The organism is Paenibacillus sp. J22R232 (assembly GCF_056269165.1).
Window position 1 is genome coordinate 1 of record NZ_JBWDNK010000031.1, and the last position, 21,752, is coordinate 21,752.

The 21,752-nt window shown below is 48.6% G+C and carries 17 protein-coding genes and 1 tRNA gene; 11 read left to right on the plus strand and 7 right to left on the minus strand.

From position 1 onward, the window contains the following. The first annotated feature begins 207 nt into the window (after positions 1–207). Positions 208–283: transfer RNA gene (locus AC0YN3_RS32690), tRNA-Val, on the plus strand. 147 nt (positions 284–430) lie between these two features. Here AC0YN3_RS32690 and AC0YN3_RS32695 read toward each other — a convergent pair. Further along, the gene (locus AC0YN3_RS32695) at positions 431–2,743 is read right to left on the minus strand and encodes a hypothetical protein (RefSeq protein WP_475778999.1); all 2,313 of its coding nucleotides are present in this window, start codon (positions 2,741–2,743) and stop codon (positions 431–433) included. A gap of 184 nt (positions 2,744–2,927) precedes the next feature. On the opposite strand from AC0YN3_RS32695, the gene AC0YN3_RS32700 reads away from it, so the two are divergent. The 3 genes from AC0YN3_RS32700 to AC0YN3_RS32710 all read left to right on the plus strand — a co-directional run bounded on the left by AC0YN3_RS32700 (position 2,928) and on the right by AC0YN3_RS32710 (position 7,486). Beyond that, positions 2,928–4,427 (plus strand): DHA2 family efflux MFS transporter permease subunit, encoded by a 1,500-nt coding sequence (locus AC0YN3_RS32700; RefSeq protein ID WP_475779000.1) that lies wholly within the window; start codon positions 2,928–2,930, stop codon positions 4,425–4,427. A gap of 223 nt (positions 4,428–4,650) precedes the next feature. Continuing rightward, positions 4,651–6,414 (plus strand): class I adenylate-forming enzyme family protein, encoded by a 1,764-nt coding sequence (locus AC0YN3_RS32705; RefSeq protein ID WP_475779001.1) that lies wholly within the window; start codon positions 4,651–4,653, stop codon positions 6,412–6,414. Further along, complete coding sequence (locus AC0YN3_RS32710; protein ID WP_475779002.1) at positions 6,407–7,486, plus strand: acyltransferase family protein; 1,080 nt, start codon at positions 6,407–6,409, stop codon at positions 7,484–7,486. Before AC0YN3_RS32705 ends, AC0YN3_RS32710 begins: the two co-directional genes overlap by 8 nt. Before the next feature lie 173 nt (positions 7,487–7,659). Here AC0YN3_RS32710 and AC0YN3_RS32715 read toward each other — a convergent pair whose 3' ends face one another. The 3 genes from AC0YN3_RS32715 to AC0YN3_RS32725 form a co-directional block, all read right to left on the minus strand. Continuing rightward, positions 7,660–8,460: a DUF4358 domain-containing protein gene (locus tag AC0YN3_RS32715; RefSeq protein ID WP_475779003.1), complete on the minus strand. Its 801-nt coding sequence runs from the start codon at positions 8,458–8,460 to the stop codon at positions 7,660–7,662. A gap of 90 nt (positions 8,461–8,550) precedes the next feature. Next, positions 8,551–8,766, minus strand: coding sequence for a hypothetical protein (locus AC0YN3_RS32720; protein ID WP_475779004.1), 216 nt, complete (start codon positions 8,764–8,766; stop codon positions 8,551–8,553). Between the two features lie 75 nt (positions 8,767–8,841). Next, entirely contained in the window at positions 8,842–10,539 is a 1,698-nt protein-coding gene (locus tag AC0YN3_RS32725; RefSeq protein ID WP_475779005.1) for a methyl-accepting chemotaxis protein, read from the minus strand. Between the two features lie 207 nt (positions 10,540–10,746). On the opposite strand from AC0YN3_RS32725, the gene AC0YN3_RS32730 reads away from it, so the two are divergent. Together AC0YN3_RS32730 and bshB2 are read left to right on the plus strand one after the other, a co-directional pair. Continuing rightward, positions 10,747–11,091, plus strand: a complete 345-nt coding sequence (locus tag AC0YN3_RS32730; protein ID WP_475779006.1) for a YojF family protein — start codon at positions 10,747–10,749, stop codon at positions 11,089–11,091. 23 nt (positions 11,092–11,114) lie between these two features. Then, positions 11,115–11,771, plus strand: a complete 657-nt coding sequence (bshB2, locus tag AC0YN3_RS32735) for a bacillithiol biosynthesis deacetylase BshB2 (RefSeq protein WP_475779007.1) — start codon at positions 11,115–11,117, stop codon at positions 11,769–11,771. Between the two features lie 68 nt (positions 11,772–11,839). Here bshB2 and katA read toward each other — a convergent pair whose 3' ends face one another. The 3 genes from katA to AC0YN3_RS32750 form a co-directional block, all read right to left on the minus strand. After that, positions 11,840–13,294 carry a catalase KatA gene (gene katA / locus AC0YN3_RS32740; RefSeq protein WP_475779008.1) on the minus strand — a complete coding sequence of 485 codons (1,455 nt, stop codon included), beginning with the start codon at positions 13,292–13,294 and terminating at the stop codon, positions 11,840–11,842. A 119-nt stretch (positions 13,295–13,413) separates the two neighbouring features. Continuing rightward, positions 13,414–14,229 carry a WYL domain-containing protein gene (locus tag AC0YN3_RS32745; RefSeq protein ID WP_475779009.1) on the minus strand — a complete coding sequence of 272 codons (816 nt, stop codon included), beginning with the start codon at positions 14,227–14,229 and terminating at the stop codon, positions 13,414–13,416. Continuing rightward, positions 14,216–15,529 carry a helix-turn-helix transcriptional regulator gene (locus tag AC0YN3_RS32750; RefSeq protein ID WP_475779010.1) on the minus strand — a complete coding sequence of 438 codons (1,314 nt, stop codon included), beginning with the start codon at positions 15,527–15,529 and terminating at the stop codon, positions 14,216–14,218. The genes AC0YN3_RS32745 and AC0YN3_RS32750 overlap by 14 nt, the downstream gene beginning before the upstream one ends. Before the next feature lie 195 nt (positions 15,530–15,724). Here AC0YN3_RS32750 and AC0YN3_RS32755 point away from each other — a divergent pair, with 195 nt between their 5' ends. The 5 genes from AC0YN3_RS32755 (at position 15,725) to AC0YN3_RS32775 (ending at position 21,515) form a co-directional block, all read left to right on the plus strand. Continuing rightward, entirely contained in the window at positions 15,725–17,137 is a 1,413-nt protein-coding gene (locus tag AC0YN3_RS32755; protein ID WP_475779013.1) for an RtcB family protein, read from the plus strand. Between the two features lie 517 nt (positions 17,138–17,654). Then, positions 17,655–18,767, plus strand: a complete 1,113-nt coding sequence (locus AC0YN3_RS32760; RefSeq protein ID WP_475779011.1) for a slipin family protein — start codon at positions 17,655–17,657, stop codon at positions 18,765–18,767. Between the two features lie 252 nt (positions 18,768–19,019). Then, positions 19,020–20,180 (plus strand): YecA family protein, encoded by a 1,161-nt coding sequence (locus AC0YN3_RS32765; protein WP_475779012.1) that lies wholly within the window; start codon positions 19,020–19,022, stop codon positions 20,178–20,180. Positions 20,181–20,247: 67 nt separating this feature from the next. Next, positions 20,248–20,997, plus strand: a complete 750-nt coding sequence (locus tag AC0YN3_RS32770) for an AAA family ATPase (RefSeq protein WP_475779014.1) — start codon at positions 20,248–20,250, stop codon at positions 20,995–20,997. 14 nt (positions 20,998–21,011) lie between these two features. Continuing rightward, on the plus strand, positions 21,012–21,515 hold the full coding sequence (locus AC0YN3_RS32775) for a CYTH domain-containing protein (RefSeq protein ID WP_475779015.1): 504 nt from the start codon (positions 21,012–21,014) through the stop codon (positions 21,513–21,515). Positions 21,516–21,752 lie beyond the last annotated feature (237 nt).

Here is a 21,752-nt window from a genome sequence, read left to right on the forward strand (position 1 = left end):
CTAATCGGTCGAGGGCTTATCCTAAACACGTTTGCCGTGACCCATACATCCGGTAGACAGCAGCAGTAAAGGTTCAGCAAACCTGATCTTTCGTATCCAGTTTTCAGGGCGCAAACAGCTTTGAATAATTTCGGTTGGGTCTTTTCTGAGGAAGCTCAGGAGATGATTTCACTGAAAAACCCGGCTTTCGGGTTTTATCGTTTCCACGGAGGATTAGCTCAGCTGGGAGAGCATCTGCCTTACAAGCAGAGGGTCGGCGGTTCGATCCCGTCATCCTCCACCATGTCATTAACTTAGGCCATTGTTCTTTGAACAATGTTTTTTTGTTTTCACAAAAAGAGCTGCTTATCCAACCGGTATCCGGTTAGGTAAGCAGTTCTTTTTCAATCATAATAGAGAACGTTGTCTTATTGGCCATGCTCATTATCGCTTACTCGGAGGGACTTAAATAGTTGACTAAGAATTCGACTTGATTCTCTTCGCTTTCCTGCAGCTGGTTGCTGTTAATCATAAGTCTGGTAGCAGCCACAAGTGCCTGAACGTCGGACACCTTGAATCTTGTCGTGCTTGCGGCAGCGGCTTCTCTTTTCCCGTCAAGTCCATTCCGGATGCGCAGGAACTGTTTATTGAACGATATCAATTGCGGATGCGATGGGGTTTCGCTTGCTACATCCTTAAGCAAGGAGTCCGCTCCCGAGGAATTGTCCCAATCCCCTGCAAGCCCGACATCCGTAAAGTCACGCTTTACTAATAGGGAGTTCAAATGCATTAATGCATCGGTTTTGTCCGTGCTGTCATCCATGCCTGTTATGTTCGTAATCATCCTACGAATATTCGCTGCGTTAAATTTAAAGGAGCTACCCTTGGTTACTGCGGCTTTTCCTTTGTAATTAACGGTAGTAAGCGTGTTTAACAGGCTTTCGTAATCTTTCAGGAAGCTGGTAATGACTGAAGGCTTATCCGGCATTTTGTTTGCAAAAAAGGTTCCTGTAAAAGCGGCCTGCGTCATTAGAGGATTTGTCATTTTGAGACCGTTCGGCGTTCCCTCTTCCGTACAAATCGGTAATCCTGTGTGATCATTTTCATTGAGAAGGGCTGTATAAAAGGTAAGGCCTCTTTGAATAACGGCATCCCGTTTATCGATCTCGTCTCCCATCTTCTGGAGGGTAGAGATCCTTTTGTAATTAGGCAGAGGTCCTTCCATCGATTTCTCCCATTCAGCCTGCAAATCGGAATCGTCCTGATGCTGCAAGAGAGCTTCCTCACGCGTGTCCGCGGCTTCTCCAGACCAAAACTCCATTCGGCCAGCAGCATTATTGTCCTTGTCGTCAATATAAATGACGTTTAGCCCGAGCAGTGCCATGCCCTCCAAGCTTCCGCTTCTCATGCCGATAGAGACCGCACTGTTTTCTCGGTGCAGAAGCTGGAACAAGTAACGCTGCGCATTGCGGTCTCGCAGGGAAGGGGCGTATTCCACACCTGAGTTTTCCGGTTTCCAGAACTCGCCTAAGTAAGTAACTTCATTGCCGACGCCAAGCTCCTGTCTTGTTATAACTTGATCGCCTACAAAAAGAAGCTGGCGATCAGGGAAGGAGGACCGAAGCTTAGTAGCGAGCTGCATGACCATCAACCGGTGCGAATCCAGCTCCTTGTGGGCGCCGCCTTTTTGGCCGCTGTTGCGTCCCCAAAGAATGAGGCATTTTTTGCCGTCCAACACAGGGTCAAGCCTGACTCTTTTGAATTCCTCGATCTTGGTCTTGAGCGCTTGATCTCCCGTTGATTCTCCCAGCTGAATCTGTTCCCGCAATAAGCTTGTCTTGTCTGGGTCACGCAATGCTTCTCCAATCACCCGTGTAGCTTCATAGGTTTCCTTATTCCACGGTCTGACAGTGCCCGGCGTATGCTCGTTATAGACGGTTGAATAGCGATCGGACGTGCCTTGATAGCTGCTGTTATCGTCCGTCGTGCTGAAGGAGATGCCGCCTGCTTTTTGGGCCGCATCGAAATATTCAGGCAGTGCCTTCCGGTCTTTCAGGAAGGATGGGCCTTGAATGCGCTTGGTTTGCTCCGTTTCTTCCGGTGGAGCTTTAAATAGGTTTTCTGCTTTATCGGGGAGGAAGGGCGCTTTTCGCTGATCGCCCGTAAGCACTTTGACCGTCAAGCTTGGATCGACAAGCGGAACCATAGCTAGACCCGTAGCATCGCCTGTCATATATTCCGCCGTTCCGATGCTGCGCCAATTGTAATGTTTATTTAGATGATATTTGATCGCATCCTTGGCAAGCTTATTAAAACCTTTGGTGTCATTGCTATAGGTAAAGGTTTGTCCATCCGTATGCCATTCGTCCAAAAAGGCATTGAGCTTCGAGAAGCTAAAACCAAAAACCAGCTCATGCTCCAATTGTTCCTTTACGTGAGGCGGCTTTTCCTTCATGACCTCTTCCATCAGTGCGGAAGGCGAGACAAAATAGAGCATTCTAGACTTGCAATATTCGAGCAGGTCTTCACGGCCCGAATAATCCTTTATTTCGATTGTTCTTTGGATAACGGCTTGCTTCGAAACGAGCTGCGCAACGGCCCGATTGCCCATATTTCTCTGGAGCTGCAGCAGGTTGGCCTGCGAGTAGCCAGGTGCGGCATATTCCCCCACGGCAGACTGTTGGTTATCTGGTGAAGCTTCTGGTTGCTGCTGTTTCGGGCTGCTTGCCGCTTTAGAAGTATTTTCTTGAAATTGAAAAGGCATTCTTCAATCCACTTCCTTAATTTTCATATTCCTTCCCTTATTATAACGCCGGGGAGCAAAGATGAGTAGCAACGCTTTCATTTGCGGTTATTGAAAAAAGACTAACATAGCCATTGAAATTAGTTTAGAACTAAAATATAATAGTTAAGCTGTAAAGTATTATTAAAGGGTGTGGGAGAGCTACATGAATCAAGCAGAAGTTCAAAAGGTGCGTTTCTGGCCTATAATGGTTGCTATTTTTATCGGATCTTTTTTATGCGTTTTGGCGTCGGCTACGATCAATCTGGCGCTTGAGATTTTGACGGATCATTTCGACACGACGCTAAGCTCAGTCCAGTGGACATTGACAGGCTTTATGCTGGCGATGGGCACTACGGCACCGATTGCCGGGTATCTAGGCGAGCGGTTCAGCTATCGTCGCCTGTATTTGTTTTCACTGATTGGCTTTACGCTTGCGTCCATACTATGCGCGTCTGCTTGGAGCGAAGGCTCATTGATCGTTTTCCGCGTGCTGCAAGGAGCTTTTAGCGGATTGATCATTCCTGCGACGATGTCTATTATTTATCAGATCATTCCGAGGGAACGTCAAGCGATGGCCGTGGCATTCTGGGGCTTGTCAGCGATGCTGGCGCCTGCATTTGGTCCTACGATCAGCGGCTGGGTGCTGGAGAACATGAACTGGCAATGGCTGTTCTTGATGAACATTCCCATTGGCCTGATCGCGATTGGCTTTGTGTATGCATACATTCCTTATTACCGCATGAACGTTCCGAAGAGCTTCGACGGACTTGGCTTTTTGACCGTCATTGTGAGCAGTTCTTCCTTGCTGCTTGCGCTGGGCCAAGGACATACATGGGGATGGGGATCTTGGAAGATTATCGGCCTGTTCGTCCTAGGAGTCGTTTCATTGCTTCTATTCATCTGGCGTGAGCTTACGACAGAGACGCCGCTGCTTAACCTCAAGGTTTTCAAAAATAGGCGGTTCACATTGAATGCGGTTATTTCGAATATTATTACGATCAGCCTGTACTCCGGTACGCTGCTGACGCCGATATTCCTGCAGCGCATTCAACATGTATCGGCTATGGATACGGGGATGATCTTGCTGCCGGCTTCGCTTGCGATGGCGCTGCTTATGCCGCTCGTTGGCAAATTGTACGGCATAATCGGTCCGCGCTGGCTAATGTCTGGCGGGATTGTTATGCTAACGATTGGAACGCTTGCGTTAAGCTGGCTTAGTGTCGATGTGTCCCATTCTTATATCATCTGGTGGATGATCGTACGTAACATTGGAATCGCGTTTGTCGTAATGCCTTCAAGCAATGCGGCAATGGAACAAATCCCTGCTGAGCTATCGGGCCATGCTTCTGCGATTACGAACTGGACTAGGAACGTATTCGGCTCCTTCGCAATTGCGATTTTCACGACGATGCTTGCTTCCAGGTCCGTTTCGCATGCCACGGATTTAATGAAAGCAGGGGATGTCGATGAGCTTCATATCGGAATCATGTCCTTTACGATGAGCGTTAATGATGTATACGTCGTTGCAACCTTGGTTGCAGTCGTTGCTTTGCCGCTTAGCTTGCTAATCGGAAAGATTAAACAGACGGATGGATCAAAACAAACAAAAGGAAAAGATAAAAAGATGGTGAAGCCGGTAACGGCAACCGTTTCAGGCAAATAAGGGTTATGCGCGGCATCTGCTATTAAAAAGTGGATGCCGCTTTTTTTGCAAAAATGTTCTTTATTAAGAACTATTAAGGTGTTATATTAGATCTAACACATATGGGAAAGGACATAAGACGTATATCAGCCTTGTTTTGTTCGATATAAAGGTTATATAAACATAATCGTCATGCAGCACGAGGCGGTACCGTTCCATTATATAAAGCGGGGGTTAACAATTAATGAAGAAGATGACTGATTGGAACAGCTCTACCATTCCTTATTTGCTTCACAAGAGGGCAAGCGAGAGCGCTCATGACGTAGCCTATAGCTTTCCAGGCATAGGCCAGCATTATACTTGGCAGATGATATGGGAGGAAGCACGCTTGCTGGCAAGAGGTTTTCTGCAGCTTGGCGTCAAGAAAGGCGATGCTATAGCGATTCTCATGCCAGGCAGGGCAGAGATGATTGCGGCTATGTTTGCCGCTGCATGCGTAGGAGCCGTTATCGTGCCTATCAATACATATTCCAAAAAGCAGGAGCTAAGGCATTATTTGAAGGACGCGAGGCCAGTCATTCTGATTATGGGCGTCGAGGCGCAGCAAAACCATTTCCCGTCAACCGTGCAGGAAATCATACAGGACTGCAGGCAAGAAGCTGATACGGGCGAGTGGCTTCCGAAGCATATTTTCGTTCTGGACGAGGAACCGCAGGATGGGACGGCTTTTCTTCTGTATGCGGATTTGAAAACGATCGGTTTTGCTATGGAGGAGACCGCATTTGAGGCTGCTTGTAGATCCATTTCTCCCCAAGACCCGCTTATTCTTCTTTATACCTCAGGTACGCTGGGGCTTCCGAAGGGTGTGCTGCGGTCTACCGCATCATTTCTCCTTTCCTCCGATCAAAGCAAGGGCACGGGAAAAGCGAATTCGCTGCTTGTGTCATTGAGCGACAAGATAACCCGGTATTTTGCCGTTATGAACCTGCTACCTTTATATCACCTCGGCGGTTTTGCCACGTTGTTTACCAGTTTGAAGTCATGCAATATTCGAATTGTCATGCTCAGTCATTTCAACCCTTTAAACGCGTTAGCAGCGGTGGAGAAGGGGAAATGCAGAGTACTGATCGGAACGCCATTTATGGTCCAACAGATGCTGTTATCACCCCGAAGAGAGGAATTCAATCTCAAATCATTGTTAGGCGTAGCCTTTACTTCGGCGGCTGTTAATAATACGATTTTGCAAAAAATCATGAAGGGGATGAGTCTGTATTTCTTTATGGTCAGCTATGGCTCGTCTGAAGCAGGCGCCGTTGCGAATGGAACCTGCTTCGTAAATGGAAGAAACAATGTAGTATTGCTACTGCTGTACAAGCTTCTAAGCCATACGAATCTGCTGAGCGGCTTGATCAATTACAAGGAGTTTGAGAAGGGCGCGTACAGTATTGGAGGTAAGGTGGATAAGCTTGTTGAGGTACGAATCCTTAACCCGGATACGGGGGAAGCGATGCCGCTCCATGAACATGGAGAAATTGCGATTCGCAGCCACAGAGTCATGCGTTATACGAATGCGGCCTACGATAAGGCGAGCATGACCGAGGATGGCTGGTATAAGTCGGGAGATCTTGGCTTTCTGGATCATCAGCGGCACTTAACGATTACAGGAAGGCTGCACCGGATGATCAGCCGCGGGGGCGAGAAAATATCTCCGGTCGAAATCGAGAACGTACTGCTTCGGCACGAGGATATTGATGAAGCGCTAGTGATCGGCGTGCCCGACGAGTTGTACGGCGAGCAGGTATGCGCATGCGTGGTAGCGAGGCAAGGGGCTGGCTTGACGTCAGATAAGCTGAAAAAGGATATGACTCCCTATTTATCAGCTTTTAAGCTGCCGCGCTACATTGTATTTCTCCCAGGATTCCCGCTTTCCCCAACGGGCAAAATATCGATTGCGGAGATTAAGTCGATGGTATTGAATGGGAAGGGAGAGCTTCGTAAGCATGCGTAAATTTTACCCGGGCATTACGCTATTCAAGCTGACGGGTTCCTTGCTCGTACTGGTTGCGCATCTCATGCTTATTCGGTATATGGCTCTTTTGCCTGGGCAAGCGATCATACAATTTACGTCGCTTGCGACCAGAATTGTCGTGCCTTGTTTTTATGTCGTCGCTGGTTTCCTAGCCTACAAAAGCTGGAGCCATGCGGACAGCCCGCGCTCATATATGCTCAAATATTTCAAACGCATCGGCATCATTTATGCTTTGTTTAGTTGTTTGTTTATTGCCGGAAGCATTTTGCCTAAGCTGGCTAGCGACGGGCTGGGCGCAGGAAACTTAATCATTCAGGCTAAGGTGTTGTTTATGGCCATTTTTTTAAATGGGCCATTTATTCAATTTTGGTTTATTCCGCCGCTTGTTTTCGGTCTGCTTGCTGCATTTGTACTATTTCAAAAGCAATATATTCGCATAGCTGCAGTCCTAGCTTTGTTTGGCTTCGTAAGCATTCAATTCGTTTCGGGAAGCCTCAAAAACGTACTGGGAATTACAGCCGAGAGCTATTCATCCATTGATCCGGTGTATATCGACTATTTATATCTATTCGTGACAAGGTATATCGGATTTGGCCTAACCTTTGTCATCATCGGGGCGTTGATTGCCAAATACGAGGAAGGCTTTCTGAAGCTGAATATGAGGCGGATGGTTCCGTTCGCAATTCTTCTTACTGTAGCGGAGACGGCGCTGCTGCTGCTTTTCAGTGAATGGACAACGGACTATAAGCTTGCTTTCAGCATGCTGCCGAATACGCTCATCATCTTCTACGGCCTGCTGCGCATTCAAAACAAAACCGTGCATCAATACAACAAAGCGATTAGTCTGTTCAGCATGGTCGTCTTCTTCGGGCATATTTTGTTTATGCAAGTCAATATGAAGCTGTTTGGTTGGAGCGTGGAAAGCATGGGCATGCTGCAGGACTTTATGCTGCTGCTGCTGACCTTTGGTGAGTGCGTGGTGATTACGGCTTGTTTGCGAGGAGCTGCTAGGCTAGGGGCTGCGCGTCAGGCTGGCAAGGTATCAGCATAAGCGCAAATGTCCCTAACCTGATAAACCAGAGCGGACCAACCCCTATCATGCGGAAAGAACCTTCAACTTCGCTATAAAAGCGGAGCGGAAGGTTCTTTATGTTACCACTTGATAGGTACAAGGTGGGAGCTAGCATCTCCAAGACTGACTACTTGAATAGTCTCTCTTTGCGTTTATTTGAAAAATCCGTTAAAGATTTCGAGCACCTTGTCCTGATCATGGGAGATCGAGAGCATGACATAATCGCCTTTACGGACGATTTTATAATTTTTTGCATCCTCGTATTGATCCTGCAAATAGGTTTCGAACGTTTTTTGGATTTGCGCAGCGCGCGCTTCTAAGCCTTCAACGACCGCATCATAGCTTTTGTCCGATTTCAGCTTTACAATAACAAGCTCAGTTGCCTTTGTGTTCATCATCGCTTGCAGGAAAATGCCGTCAGATAGCAGAGCGCCAGCATCAATGCCGTACATGTCTTTAACCAGCTCGCCTTCGGCAGGAATCATGCGCGGCATTTCCATATCGGCCATGATTTTATCGGAGATGTCCGATACGTTAACGACATCGGCAGGCTTTACAGTAGGCTTAGGCGTTGCGCTCGGCTTCTGTGTTGGCTTTTGCGTAGGTTTTTGTGTCGGCTTGGCGGTAGCGGCCGGTTTCTCCTTCGGTGCCGCTGGTTGGGCAGGCTTACCTCCAGAAGGTCTGCCTGGTGGATTAGCGGGTTTAACTTGCGGTTCCTCCGTTACGGCGGGCTGCTCGGTTGGGGCAGGCTCGCTCGTCGCAGCATCCGCTGAAGGTGCTACCGTAGCAGGATTAACGGTCGGCTGCTCGGTTGCTTCGACCTCATTCGTCGCATTGCCTGCCGACGAGTTGTTGGCCGGTTCATTCCCTGCATCGTTGCAGCCAGCCGCGAGCATGGATACGGTGAGTGCAAGAACAGCCATTTTGGACAACGATTTTTTCATATGTAGCATTTGATTCTCTCCTTAACAAATAAAGTCGAACACTAGACGACCGTGTTCGACAAAAGGTTGCAAGCCTATTTATTGTTTGGAGAGCGTATATTAAGCTTCCTGCTCCGTTTCTTCCTCGGCATCCTCCGGAGATTCAATCAGGCGGAAGTCATCGGTCTTCGCGCCATCCTCCCAAATCTCGACAAACAAGGCATCACAATGGTCGAAGTCGGCTGCTTTCAGCGACAGCGCTTTTTCCTCTTCTGCTCCCACATAGACATTTTCCAGACCGTCTTCATTAAACGATTGAACGACATAAATTTTCATCGGACTAATCCTCCCGCATATTAATATTGTAGCAGTATACCACATAATGCAGGCTGAGTAGGAGTGCTCTTACGGCTATCTTACTTTGAATTGGTTGATTGTTTGCTGGAGCTCCTCCGCCATTCTAGCCAGCGCGCTTGACGATGAGCTTATCTCTTCCATGGAAGAGAGCTGCTCTTGCGTGGATGCAGTCACTTGCTCTGCTCCAGCTGCCGAACTTTCCGTTACCTCAGCGATCATTTTCATTGATCCGGTCATTTCGTCTACTCCTGCAGTCATCTGTTCGACGGAGGCGGAAACTTCTTCCGATTCCGTTGCGACAGCTTCGGCAGCCTCTCGAATATAGTCAAACGATTGTCCGGCTGTATGTACGATCGTGATGCCGGATTGAACCTCGGCTGTCACCTTCTCCATCGATTGAACGGCTTTCGCCATTTCAGCCTGAATAGAAGAGATGAGGGAGGAAATCTGCTGAGCCGAGTCAGAGGATTGCTGGGACAGCTTCCGTACCTCGGTGGCGACAACCTCGAAGCCTCGACCATGCTCACCTGCTCTTGCTGCTTCGATAGCGGCATTAAGAGATAATAAATTGGTTTGGGCGGATAGCTCGGTAATGACACCGACGATGTTATTAATATGGTTCGATTTGCCGTTCAGTTCACCTATGACCTCGGCAAGTCCGCTGACCGTATCATTTATCGCGTTCATTTGGGCGACTGCCGATTGTATGGACTCATTGCCGGAAATCGCTTTTTCCGATGCTTCCGCAGCCTTGGCAGACACCGTTTGCGTATTTGCGGCGATCTGTTGGAAGCCGATTGACATCTCATGAATGGTCTGGAAGCCTTCTTGGGCTAGCGTGACCTGCCTGTCTACGCCTACGGCAACATCTTGAATGGTGATCGCGATTTGCTCAGTCACAAGAGAGGTTTGCTCAGCACTTGCGCTAAGCTCCTCCGAGGACGCGGCTACTTGCTCAGAGGAGCTGCCTACCCGCACAATGAGCGACCTGAGATTGTTAGCCATCATATTAAAGGAGCTGGACAGCATGCCAAGCTCATCATTGCTTTTCATCATGATGGGCTTGCCTGTGAGATCCCCGGTAGCAATTCTCTCGGCTGCCTTAGCAAGCTCGACAATCGGTCTCGAAATCAGCCTGCCGATCAGAATAGCAATCGCTAAACCCAATACGAGTGTGATGACGCCTAAAATAATGACGAGAGAAATGACTTCATCGACCTGTTTGGATGCTTGTGCTTGACTTGCATCCAGCAAGCTTTGTTGGTACGCTTCCATATCCGTTAATATTGTCTCGATACGCGCAATAATGGTGCGGCCTTGATTCGAGAGGAGAGCAGTAAACTCCCGTTCTTTGTTTTGTTTTTTCAGTTCGCTTACTTCCTTGGCAAGCTCGAAATATTCGTTCTCGACGCGATCTGCTTGCTGGAGCATTTCAATCATTTCAGGTGTTTTGACAGATATTCTCAGCTGCTTGCTGATCTGAACATAGGATTCGTGGGAAGAAGTAATGGCTTTGAGCGAGGTTTCGTCGCCAAGCATAGCATATACGCGGACCGAGACTTGTTCCGATTTGACGGCAATGACCATATCCTTTACTTCCAGCATCTTCTTGGTGCGGTCTTCAATCAATTCCGTGTATGTATGGTTGAGGGATATGAGCTGTACCAAGTTTATCGTCATTATGATAGCTAACAAGATAAGGACGGATATAAACCCTCCAAGCAGTTTTTTGCTAATCGATAAATTTCTCATGTCTGGCCTCCTGGTCGATAGAATCATGCAATAAGGAAATCCGAATGTTATGACCTATGCTCTATAAATTTGGAAGTTAGTATATCATATATACTAGATACAAAGCTAGTTCAAAGGGACTAAGTTATTCGTTTCTATTTAAGTGTGTTAGAATAATGGCATTCATAGAAATTACGATTGTTTTGGGGAGACCAAGGAGGGGTTAGGTTGCAGCTCATCAATATGGATAAAGTACAGCTTATGATCGAAAGCTTTAAGGATGAGGAGCTTTATCTTCATCTTGAGATGACTACGGGAGCTTATGCGTCCCATCTAGACAGCACAAAGCATCCGGCAGCGAATTTCATTACGAATGCCAGAATTAAATATTCCCATGGCTCTATCGCGGGGATTGGTCCTTTCCGGGTCGGTCTCAAGATGGCAGACGGCTGGATCTATACAGAGGGATTGACGCATTGGGAGGAGCAGGAGACGGGAAGGCTGCTGCTCGCAGGGCATGATGGGCAAGGAAAGCTGGTCGTTTCGCTTCAATTAAGCAGGGAACCCTTCTAATGAGAGAGGAGAGAGAAGACGTGATGGCTGAACATATATTAGTCGTTTTTCCGCATCCTGATGACGAGGCGTTCACGGTATCAGGCACGCTTGCCAAACATATAGACGACGGTGCTCATGTTACTTATGCTTGTTTGACGCTTGGGGAGATGGGTCGGAACATGGGGATTCCGCCTTTTGCGAATCGGGTAACGCTTCCGCATGTCCGCAAGATCGAGCTGGAGAGATCTTGCGAGGCAATTGGTATTCAGGATTTGAGAATGCTGGGCTTCCATGACAAGATGATTGAATTCGAGGATCAGGACTATTTGGACGAACGGCTGGACAGTTTGCTTAAAGAGCTGCGCCCTACGATCGTATATACGTTTTACCCCGGCTTTAGCGTGCATCCTGACCATGATGCATGCGGCGCCGCCGTCGTACGGACGATTAGCAGGCTGCCCAAAGAGGAGCAGCCGATTGTGTATGGCGTAGCTTTCTCCAAAAACCATCAGCAAGTGTTAGGCAAGCCCCATTTACTGAATGACGTTAAGGATTATTTGAAGCCGAAGATGGCTTCCATTGAGGCTCACCGCTCCCAGTTCCAAGCGGCTGAGCTCATGGGCAGCAAAAAGCTGGAGGATGAGGAAATAAGGGAGCGCTATGGTACGGAGCGTTTCTGGATTTACCCGTTTAACTAAAACGGATATAGACAAAGGGGATGGCCCTAGCGGCCATCCCCTTTGTCTATATCCGGAATATAAATTAATTATTGCTGCGTGACCGAAAGTCCGAGCCCTTCTGCGACGCGTTGTCCGTACTCAGGGTCCGCTTTGTAGAAATGCCCGATTTGGCGGAGCTTGATTTCATCCTTCTCCACCGGCTTCATGGCTCCTACGATCGTATCGACTAGGCGGGCGCGTTCTTCCTCGCTGAGCAGGCGATACAGATCGCCGGCTTGCGTATAATGATCATGATGGTCATAACCGACGCTATCGGCTTGGCCGGACACTTGGAAAGGAGCAGGCTTATGGGCGGTCGATTCAGTTGGCCCGCCATAGCTGTTCGGCTCATAGTACATCGAAGCGCCGCCGTTGCCATCGGCCCGCATTTGACCGTCGCGCTGGTGGTTAAGGACCTCGCTGGTCGGACGGTTGATCGGCAGTTGACTATGGTTTGCGCCTACCCGGTACCGATGGGCATCGGAATAAGCGAACAAGCGGCCTTGCAGCATTTTGTCCGGAGAGGCTTCAACGCCTGGGACGAATGATCCTGGAGAAAAAGTAGCCTGTTCGACCTCTGCGAAGTAGTTGTCCGGATTGCGGTCTAGTACCATGCGTCCAACCTCAATAAGCGGATAATCCTTCTGAGACCATACCTTCGTTACGTCGAACGGGTCGAATCGATATGTATCCGCATCCTCGGTAGGCATGATTTGTACGTATAGCTTCCATGCCGGGAAATCGCCGTTTGCAATGGCATTGAATAGATCCTCGGTATGGTAGTCCGGATTGTCTCCGGCAATTTGAGCAGCAACGTCAGGGGCGAGGTTTTGCACGCCTTGCTCGGTTTTAAAGTGGTATTTTACCCAAACGGCCTGCCCTTCCGCATTTACCCATTTGAAGGTATGGCTTCCGAAGCCGTGCATATGTCGAAGCGTAGCAGGAATGCCGCGGTCAGACATGAGAATCGTAACCTGGTGCAGCGATTCGGGAGAGAGGGACCAGAAATCCCAAACGGCATTCGGGTTTTTGAGATGGGTTTGGGGATGGCGTTTCTGCGTATGAATGAAATCCGGGAATTTAATGGCATCGCGAATGAAGAATACCGGCGTGTTGTTGCCTACCAAGTCATAATTTCCTTCCTCGGTGTAGAACTTGACGGCGAAGCCGCGCGGGTCGCGCACCGTATCGGCAGATCCAAGCTCGCCGGCAACGGTTGAGAAGCGAATGAACATGGGGGTACGTTTGCCGACCTCGGATAAGAAGCTGGCTTTCGTATAAGGGGTCACATCATGCGTAACCTGGAAGTACCCGTGCGCACCGGCGCCCTTGGCATGAACGACACGTTCGGGAACGCGTTCCCTGTTGAAATGCGCGAGTTTTTCCAGCAGGTGAACATCTTGAATCAACGTAGGACCGCGAGATCCGGCTGTCATCGAGTTTTGGTTGTCTCCGACGGGAGCCCCCCAGCTTGTTGTAAGCTTGTTCTTCTCTGTACTCATACTGAATTCACCTCTATGGTTTTTATATGATTGTGCCTCATCTCATATGTTACCGCTTTCCATAGGAAAATCAATATTATTTTATAATGATTACAAATGAAATTTTCCGCCAAAATCGGCTAAAAGCCGCCATTTGAACCAGACTCGGCGTAGCGCCCAAGTGCCTTCGTTGCAGATTCCAGCATTCGCCGCTTGAGGTGCTCCCCCTCCACAATCCGAACCCGTTTGCCGAGGAAGCGGGTTTTGGAAAGCACGAATTCGCTGTCGCTGCTGTCGAAGAACAAGCGTATCGTATACGTATTCGCATCAGCCGCATAGCTGACTTCCTTCTCGAAGCAGGAAAAAGCATACAAGATCCGTGAAAGCTCCCCATTGTATTCCGGTTCAATAAGTATGTCCGCACTAACGCTTCGCCTGCTGAGCAAGGTATGAATAGAAGCTTTGTACTGCTCGCTAAGCGCCTCCGTACACGATTGTTCGACTAGTCCAAGCAGCTTCTCTAGCTTGGATCGCATTAATCTCCGATTGCTTATCTGGTAATAGAGTAAATACCATTCTCGTTTCACCATCGAGTATTCCAGTTTATAAGGAAAGCATGACTCCGAAGGGGACGCTTCTCCTTTTTTGTTCAGGTAGCTGATTTGCAGTACGGCGTTCTTCATAATGGCTTGCCGAATGAGACGGACATAGGGGTGATAGACATGCCGCTCCTTGCTCGCCGCTTTGTGGAGCAAGCCGTCCGTGTCAAGGCTAAGGTCCTGCGTTAATAGGGCTCGAAGCTTATGGAGGGTGTCAGGCTCAAAAGCACTGGCGGCTGCGGGATGCTCCAGCATCAGCTTCAGCCAGCCGCGCTCGTGCTGCGTAATAATCATCGTTCCGGAGTCTTCCAGCCGGGATAAGATTTGATAGTTGAATATTTTTTCAAATGGATTCATAGTAGCGCCTAATCTCCTTCCATTCCGCAATCATTTCCTCCCTGAGCTTCAAGGGCGCGAGCACTTCGCAGCTGGAGCCGAAGCTCCTGATCCATGGCTTGATCTCAATCGTCCCGTTTACGTCGATGTCGTAAATAAAAGATTCCTCCGACTCTTCCGTAATCGTTCCCCATTGTCCCTGAAGCAGTACGCGTTCCTTGACGAAGCTTGGAATGCCGCGTCCTGGATGGAAGAAGCGGACCTTGACCGCAACGCTTCTGCCCGTATCCATCAGCCAGCTATGCTTGATGCGCTGCTCGAGCTCAGCTTTTTTGGCTTCGAACAGCGTATTCTCGGCAGTGGTTCCTTCGGCAATTTGGGTAAGCCCCTCCAAACGGTATTTTTTAATGCCGCTGCGCGGATGATGGCCAAGCAGATACCAGCGCCCATATTGATGGTCGTAAACGACTTTAAGCGGAAGCATCGTTTCTTGAAGTCCGTCTGTATCCTTTTCGAAAAGCGGATTCGTATTTTTGGAGGCATAGCTCGTTTCTTTCTTGGGCGAGAAATACAGGAAGCTGACCCAACTGCGGCTGCGAATCGCGCTAAGCAGCGTGAATAGATGGGCTTCATCCAATAAGCGTGAGTAATAGTGATATTTATATAAGAAGGAGTCGGTGCGGCCGATGTCTTCCTTCTCCCGGACGATATGCTTTTTGAGCCCGTCGCGCAGCAAGTACCCTTGCACGGAAGGCAGCTGGGTATTCGCCATAATATCCACGAAATCATACAGATCCTGCAGCTCGTCATGGGACAGTTGGCGGACTAAGTCGTTATTGATTCGATAGCGGAAGGGACGCGCTCCGGTCGCTCTTTTGATAACGCCAACCTGCTCCAAATATTTGAGATCGCCGCGGATGGTTTTCTCGTCAGGCAGCGACAGCTCCGCGGGCATGCCGGAGCAGCAGAGGTCCAGAAGCTCACTTACGGTCATTGCTTCCCCGTGCAAGGCCGCAAGCAATAAGGAGAGGCGCTGGCTTTCCGATTCTTTCAGCGATTTGGCGCGAAACAGAAACAGCAGCATGGGATCCGAGGAATCCAGATAGCTGTAGCGTACCGTCTCAGCGAATTCCTTGCCGCCTGCGGCAGGAACCTTCTGATAGACGGCGTTTACGATTTCTTTGAGCCGCTTAATCGTTTTGTCGAAGGTATGCACGGATATGCCCAGTTTATCAGCGTATTGCTGACGATTGTAGGCTCCGCTCGTAAGCACCAGCATGCGTAAAAATTGGATTTCCTTATCGAAGCTTTCTCTGGCCATACCAGTCCCTCCGGTCCTTAACGGTAATGTCTATCTATCATAACAGGAAGCCCGCGGATTTGAACAAAAAGGAAAATTTTCCTTAGTCGTCATACTTACGCCATGTTCATGCACGCTGCGTTCAGGCAAAATAAAGCTCATAAGAAGGCGATGCGCCGGAATAAAAGAAGAAATGCGGGAGGGACGACAATGCTGATGCAGCATAAGAAGCATGGCGGCAATCACCATGAAATGGAGCTCAAGCACGGACGGCTTCATGTTTTTGCAAACGATGACGTGCTCCAAACATTCGGAGACAAGGTATACGAAATGGCTGACAATAACCTGCAAATTCCGAGAAACCAATATATGAGCTACACGCCTGATGCGCATGTCGGTATCGGTACTTGCATTGGTACGACGGCAGTATGGAGCATGAAAAACGGCTGCGTATCTCCCTCAATCGTAGGCTCGGATATCGGATGCGGAATGAGGGTTCATACGACTTCGCTGCATAAGCGGGATTTGATGGATAAGGATTTGCGCAGAGCGCTCATAGAAGCTATCGAGAAATACGTTCCGACGAATGAACGCAAAAATTCCAACTACGAAGATATCGACGTCATGAGCGTAGTAGAGCATGGCTTGCATGGCTTGCCAGAGAAATATGTACCGGATAACCAGTGGCTGACGCATGTGGAGCAATCCAAATTTGGGTTTGATACCAGCTACCTCAACCAATTGCCTCCAAAAATTTTGAAGTATGCGCGGGGGCAGCTGGGTTCGCTTGGCAGCGGCAACCATTTCATAGAGCTTCAGTATCTGGAAATCAATGAAGCGTACAAGGACGTTGCGGAGAAATGGGGCTTGTTCGACGGTCAGGTCGTCGTCATGATCCATTCCGGTTCACGTTCTTGGGGCGGCATGGTCGGACGGGAGCATAACAAGACGATCAAGGAAGCCATGAATCAGTGGGGGGTCAGCAATCCTGATCCGAACTTAATCTATGCACCTATTAACAGCCAAGAAGGGCAGACTTATTTGAACCTTATGTATTCTGCGCTTAATTTCGCCGTTAGCAATCGGCATATGATCGCGTTCGGCGTACGTGAAGCTTTCCGCGAGATATTCGGACCGCGTCTCGAATTGCCGGTTCTTTACGATCTCATGCACAATTATGCGCTAAAAGAGTTCCACTGCAACCAGCCGATGCTCGTTCACCGCAAAGGCGCGACACGCGCGCTTCCGCCGGGGCATTTCCTGAATACGCCTGCTTATAAGGAAACGGGGCATCCGGCTCTTATTCCTGGCTCGATGGGGACGTCCTCCTACATGATGGTGGGCAAGGAGGAAGGCCTGAAAAACTTCTACTCCATCTGCCACGGGGCTGGGCGCGCAAGGTCCCGTAAGGCAACGAAGCAGCTAGTAACGGTCGATGAGTTCGAGCAATCGCTAAAGGTTGGCACGGAGGACGAAATTCTCGTCAACCATGCATCCTTGCAGACGATTCTCGATGAATGCCCGCAGGCCTATAAAGACGTGGATCAAATTATTGACAGCGTCGTTGGCGCATCTTTAGCCGATGTTGTAGCCAAATGCAAACCAATGGCTGCGATCAAGGGCATTTAATCTATTTCTATCGCTATTAAAGATAACTTCAATAATAGATGAGGTTCATGCACGAATGGCGTACCTTGGCAGGGATTTGCAATAATCCCGCAGTGCTCGCGCATCCTATGCGCCTGTATGCTGTACGGCCATCTCGGCGGAATCTCCCCAAGTAAGGGTTCGAATCCCTTGGTATCGCCTTACCCGCGATAACTCTCTGGTAGAGTATGAATCACTCCCTCCAAAGGAGAAAACAATTTGCGATTGAACGAGCCTTCCTCAGAAGCTCTCAGAGCTGGCTATATGCACTCGATGCGGCAAAGCCTATGAAATCGGTGGATACCGATTGAAGCGGGCAGCCTCTTATGACCAAGCAAAAAACGAGCAAGCAGCGGATGGAGGTTGCATCCGAAAGCGGCTGGCAATAGCGATGTCACAATGCTGCAGAGCTTCTTTCTTAAGCCTGATTCCGGCCTCGCTGCATGAGAGCTCCTGCCGGGAAGGCTACCCCAAAAAAAGTAGTAAAGAGGTGTTATTCATGTTCAAAAAAATAACGGTCAAAGACGATGAACGCGGCCTGCTTTTCAAAAAAGGCAGCTATGTCAAACGGCTTCAGCCGGGTGTGTATCGCCATATGAGTTTTTCGGACGATGCTGTAGTCATCCAACATATAGCTAAGCGCTTTTCCGTTCCCAATAAGGAGCTTCAGCTGTTTTTGCATGATGAGCAGTTGACTTCGGAGTTGACGATCGCAGATGTCCAAGATTACGAGTATGTGCTGCATTTCGAAGATGGCAAATTCAGCGGTCTGCTAACGGCGGGACTGTATGCTTTCTGGAATGTCATGAAAAAACATACCTTCATACGCGTTGATATTCGAAACCCGGAAATATCAGAGGAGATCGACCGTTCGTTACTCGGCAAGCTGCAAGGCTATATGCAAACCATCGAGGTTGCCAGCTACGAGACAGGCCTTCTTTTCTATAATAATGCGCTGCAGCGTGAGCTTCGCCCGGGCAAATACTTTTTCTGGAAGGGTCCGACAAGCGTACAAGTAAAAACGTTGGATTTGCGCCAGCTTCAGCTGGACATGACCGGCCAAGAAATCATGACGGAGGATAAAGTGACGCTGCGTCTTAATTTCGTGTGCCAGTATAAGGTTGTTGATCCCATAAAAGCGATTCAAATCAAAGGCTTCGAGGATCAGGTGTATATTTTGCTGCAGCTTATATTGCGTGAGTACGTAGGTACATTGAAGCTGGATGACCTGCTGCGCATGAAGCAGGAAATCGCTGCATTTGTTCTCTCGCGTCTAAATGAGCAGAAGGAGCATTACGGCGTGCAATTCATATCGGCGGGCTTGAAAGACATCATTCTTCCCGGTGACGTCAAGGACATTTTGAATACGGTTCTTCTTGCGGAGAAAAAGGCGCAGGCCAATCTAATCACTCGCCGCGAGGAAACGGCCTCAACGCGCAGCTTGCTTAACACGGCTAAGCTGATGGATGAGAACGGCACGCTGTACCGGCTGAAAGAGCTTGAGTTTCTTGAAAAAATTTGCGAGAAAATCGGCAACATTTCATTGACCGGCGGCGGGAATTTGCTCGAGCACCTCCATTCGCTGTTAACCGTAAAGAGCGTGGAGAAATAATGAGTTATTCAACGTCATAGGCTGTCTTTGTCAGGGTTTACGCCTGCGAAGACAGCCTATTTATTTGGGGTAGAAGAGTGTGGTGAAATCTATCGCGATTAGGCTGATTTGACAAGATATGCTTGTTGGGAAAAACAGCTTTTCATTGATTCCAAACGTGATTTTTGTTATCTTTGAACGTACATGTCTTTTGGGATTGCCTTCATTATTGGTAGAAGAGCATGAAATACGTCTATGATTTGGGAGATTACCATGACTATGAAGCTTGATAAAACATTGGAAAAACTATGGCCTGAGCTCTCTTATCCGCTCTCCTTTGCGGATGCGCTGGGAACTTTGTCTAAGCAGCAATTGACGAATATTCGCACAAATTTGAAAATAAGCAATCTGAGCTCGCTTAACAAGCAAGGCCTGGTGGAAAAGCTGTCGGAGAAAATTGCCGAGCACCTGCCTGAAGTCATATACGGCTTTGACTACAGCAGGCTTAAGCTGCTTCAGAAATTGGCAAAGAACGACGGTATTTGGGATAAGCCGATGCTGGAGTTTCAACAATATGATTACTTCCGCGAACGGGGAATTCTATTCACGGGAACGGTGGCAGGCAAGCCTGTTGTGTTGATGCCTGCGGAGCTCGTTGCTTATTTTAAAGAAACGCCATTGCTGCAGGAGCATCCGAATGTAAGCCGCAATACGGAATGGATTCGGCTTACGCAAGGCTTAATGTTCTACTACGGCGTTCTAACCATAGAGGAGCTGCAGTCCTTTGTCTTTACGGAGACTGATGATGATAGCAGCGCAGCCTATGAGCTTAACAAAGTATTGCTTGAGGCTGAAGAATACTATGATACCTTTATACTCGGTGAAGATCAGCTTGTATCAAGTGTGCTGTGCGAGGAACCGGAACTTATTATGAAGGAACGGTCGCTTCGGAATGATCTCGATTTCTGTCCGTTTACGAAGCAGCAGCTGCTTAAAGCAGGCGAGCCGGAATATGTGGAACGCAGTACCCCGTACATGAATCTTGTTCGTTTTGTGCTGCACCGTTATGAGATCGACCGGGCAGAAGCGGAATTGTTGGCCGAAACCTGCGTCGATGCGGCCAAAAACGGAAATTCATTGGCTGAGGTTATTGGCGCTACGAAGGAATTTATCGAAATTCCTAACTTGGAGACGGCGAACGCGATTACGAATTTGCTGGTTCCTTTGATGAACAGTACGAAGCAATGGGCGATCAAAGGCTATTCGCCGGAGGAGCTGTCCGCTAAACGGGCAAGCGCAAGCCTGCTGTTGAATCAAGTGCCGAGCCAAGCCGCCAAAGCGGATGTCATCGACCTTCAGGCTCGGAAAAAAATCGGCAGAAACGATCCTTGCTCTTGCGGAAGCGGGAAAAAGTTCAAAAAATGCTGCGGATAGCAAACAATTTGCTTGAAATGACTTGATTGTGCAGGAGGCGTGTGCCTTGAGACAAAGCCAGCAAGGTCTGTATTTAAGAAGCATAAAGCTCCTAAGGGAATCGGTGCCCAGTTTCGATACGTATCCGTTTCAGCTTAGCGCCATACGCAATTTGGAGGAGCTGGAATTCCATCCGAAGGTCACGTATCTCGTCGGGGAGAATGGGATGGGCAAATCAACGCTTCTGGAAGCGATGGCGATTGGACTTGGCTTTAATCCGGAGGGCGGAACGATCAATTTCAATTTCTCGACGGAAGCGACGCATTCCGAGCTGCATGCGCACTTGAGGCTGGTGCGGAGCGTAAACAAACCGAGGGACGGCTTCTTCTTTCGCGCCGAAAGCTATTACAATGTGGCGACTAATATTGATCAGATGGACCGTGAAGGCGGACGAGGCGCGCGCATTATTGACTCTTACGGCGGAAAGTCGCTGCATCAGCAGTCGCATGGCGAATCGTTTTTTGCAACGTTTCTCAACCGCTTTAGCGGGAACGGCATCTATATGATGGATGAGCCGGAGGCGGCTCTTTCTCCTTTTCGCCAAATGGCCATGCTCTCGCGCATTCATGAGCTGGTGCAGAGACGATCGCAATTCATTATCGCCACGCACTCGCCGATTCTAATGGCTTATCCCGACTCGGTGATATATAATTTGTCTTCTGAGGGAATTGAGCGGATGACTCTGGAGGAAACCGATCATTTTGTCTTAATGAAGCAATTTATCAACAATAGAGAGAAAATGCTCCATGAGCTTTTTCTAGAAGACAATGAAGAGTAAAGGGGCAGTTCATGATGTCATTAGAAATTGAACGCAAGTTTCTTCTTCCTGCATTTCCGAGCGCATTAGTAGAGCAGGCAACGCTGCAAGTTGTTTCGGAGCAAAGGATTGAGCAAACCTACCTAGCCATAGATGAGAATCAAGAGCTTCGTGTACGACGCATCGTAGATTTGGGGAGCGGTGAGGTTACATATACGCATACATTTAAGCTGGGCAATGGGTTGTCGCGCGAGGAAATTGAATATGCCATATCGGAGTCGATCTACGAGCAGGTCGTCAGAGCCTTTGACTTCGTGCCGCTGACGAAAAACCGGATTTCGGCGGAATGGGATGGCAGGCTGATTGAAATAGACCTCTATGATCAGATCGAGCTGTCCGTGCTTGAGGTTGAGTTCGATTCGGAGGAAGCGGCGAATGCGTTCCAAGCACCGGAATGGTTCGGCGAAGATATTAGCTCTGAACGGAAGTACAGCAATAAGAAAGTATGGCGAGAGCTGCAAGCGAGCACGACAAAATAAGCAGGAAACGACAGCTTTAAACAATTAAATTCAAAAGTTCTAAAAATCGCTTGACCTCATGGGCGCATACATGGTATATTCTAATTCCGGCCGAGAGAAACACGCGGACGACAAGCAAAACAAGCGTTACAAACGAAAGAAAAGATTGCTCTTTGAAAACTGAACAACGAGTAATAACTGCCTCGCAAATCCTTCGGGATAAGCGAAAAAGCGATAACAAGTAATGAGCAAGTCAAA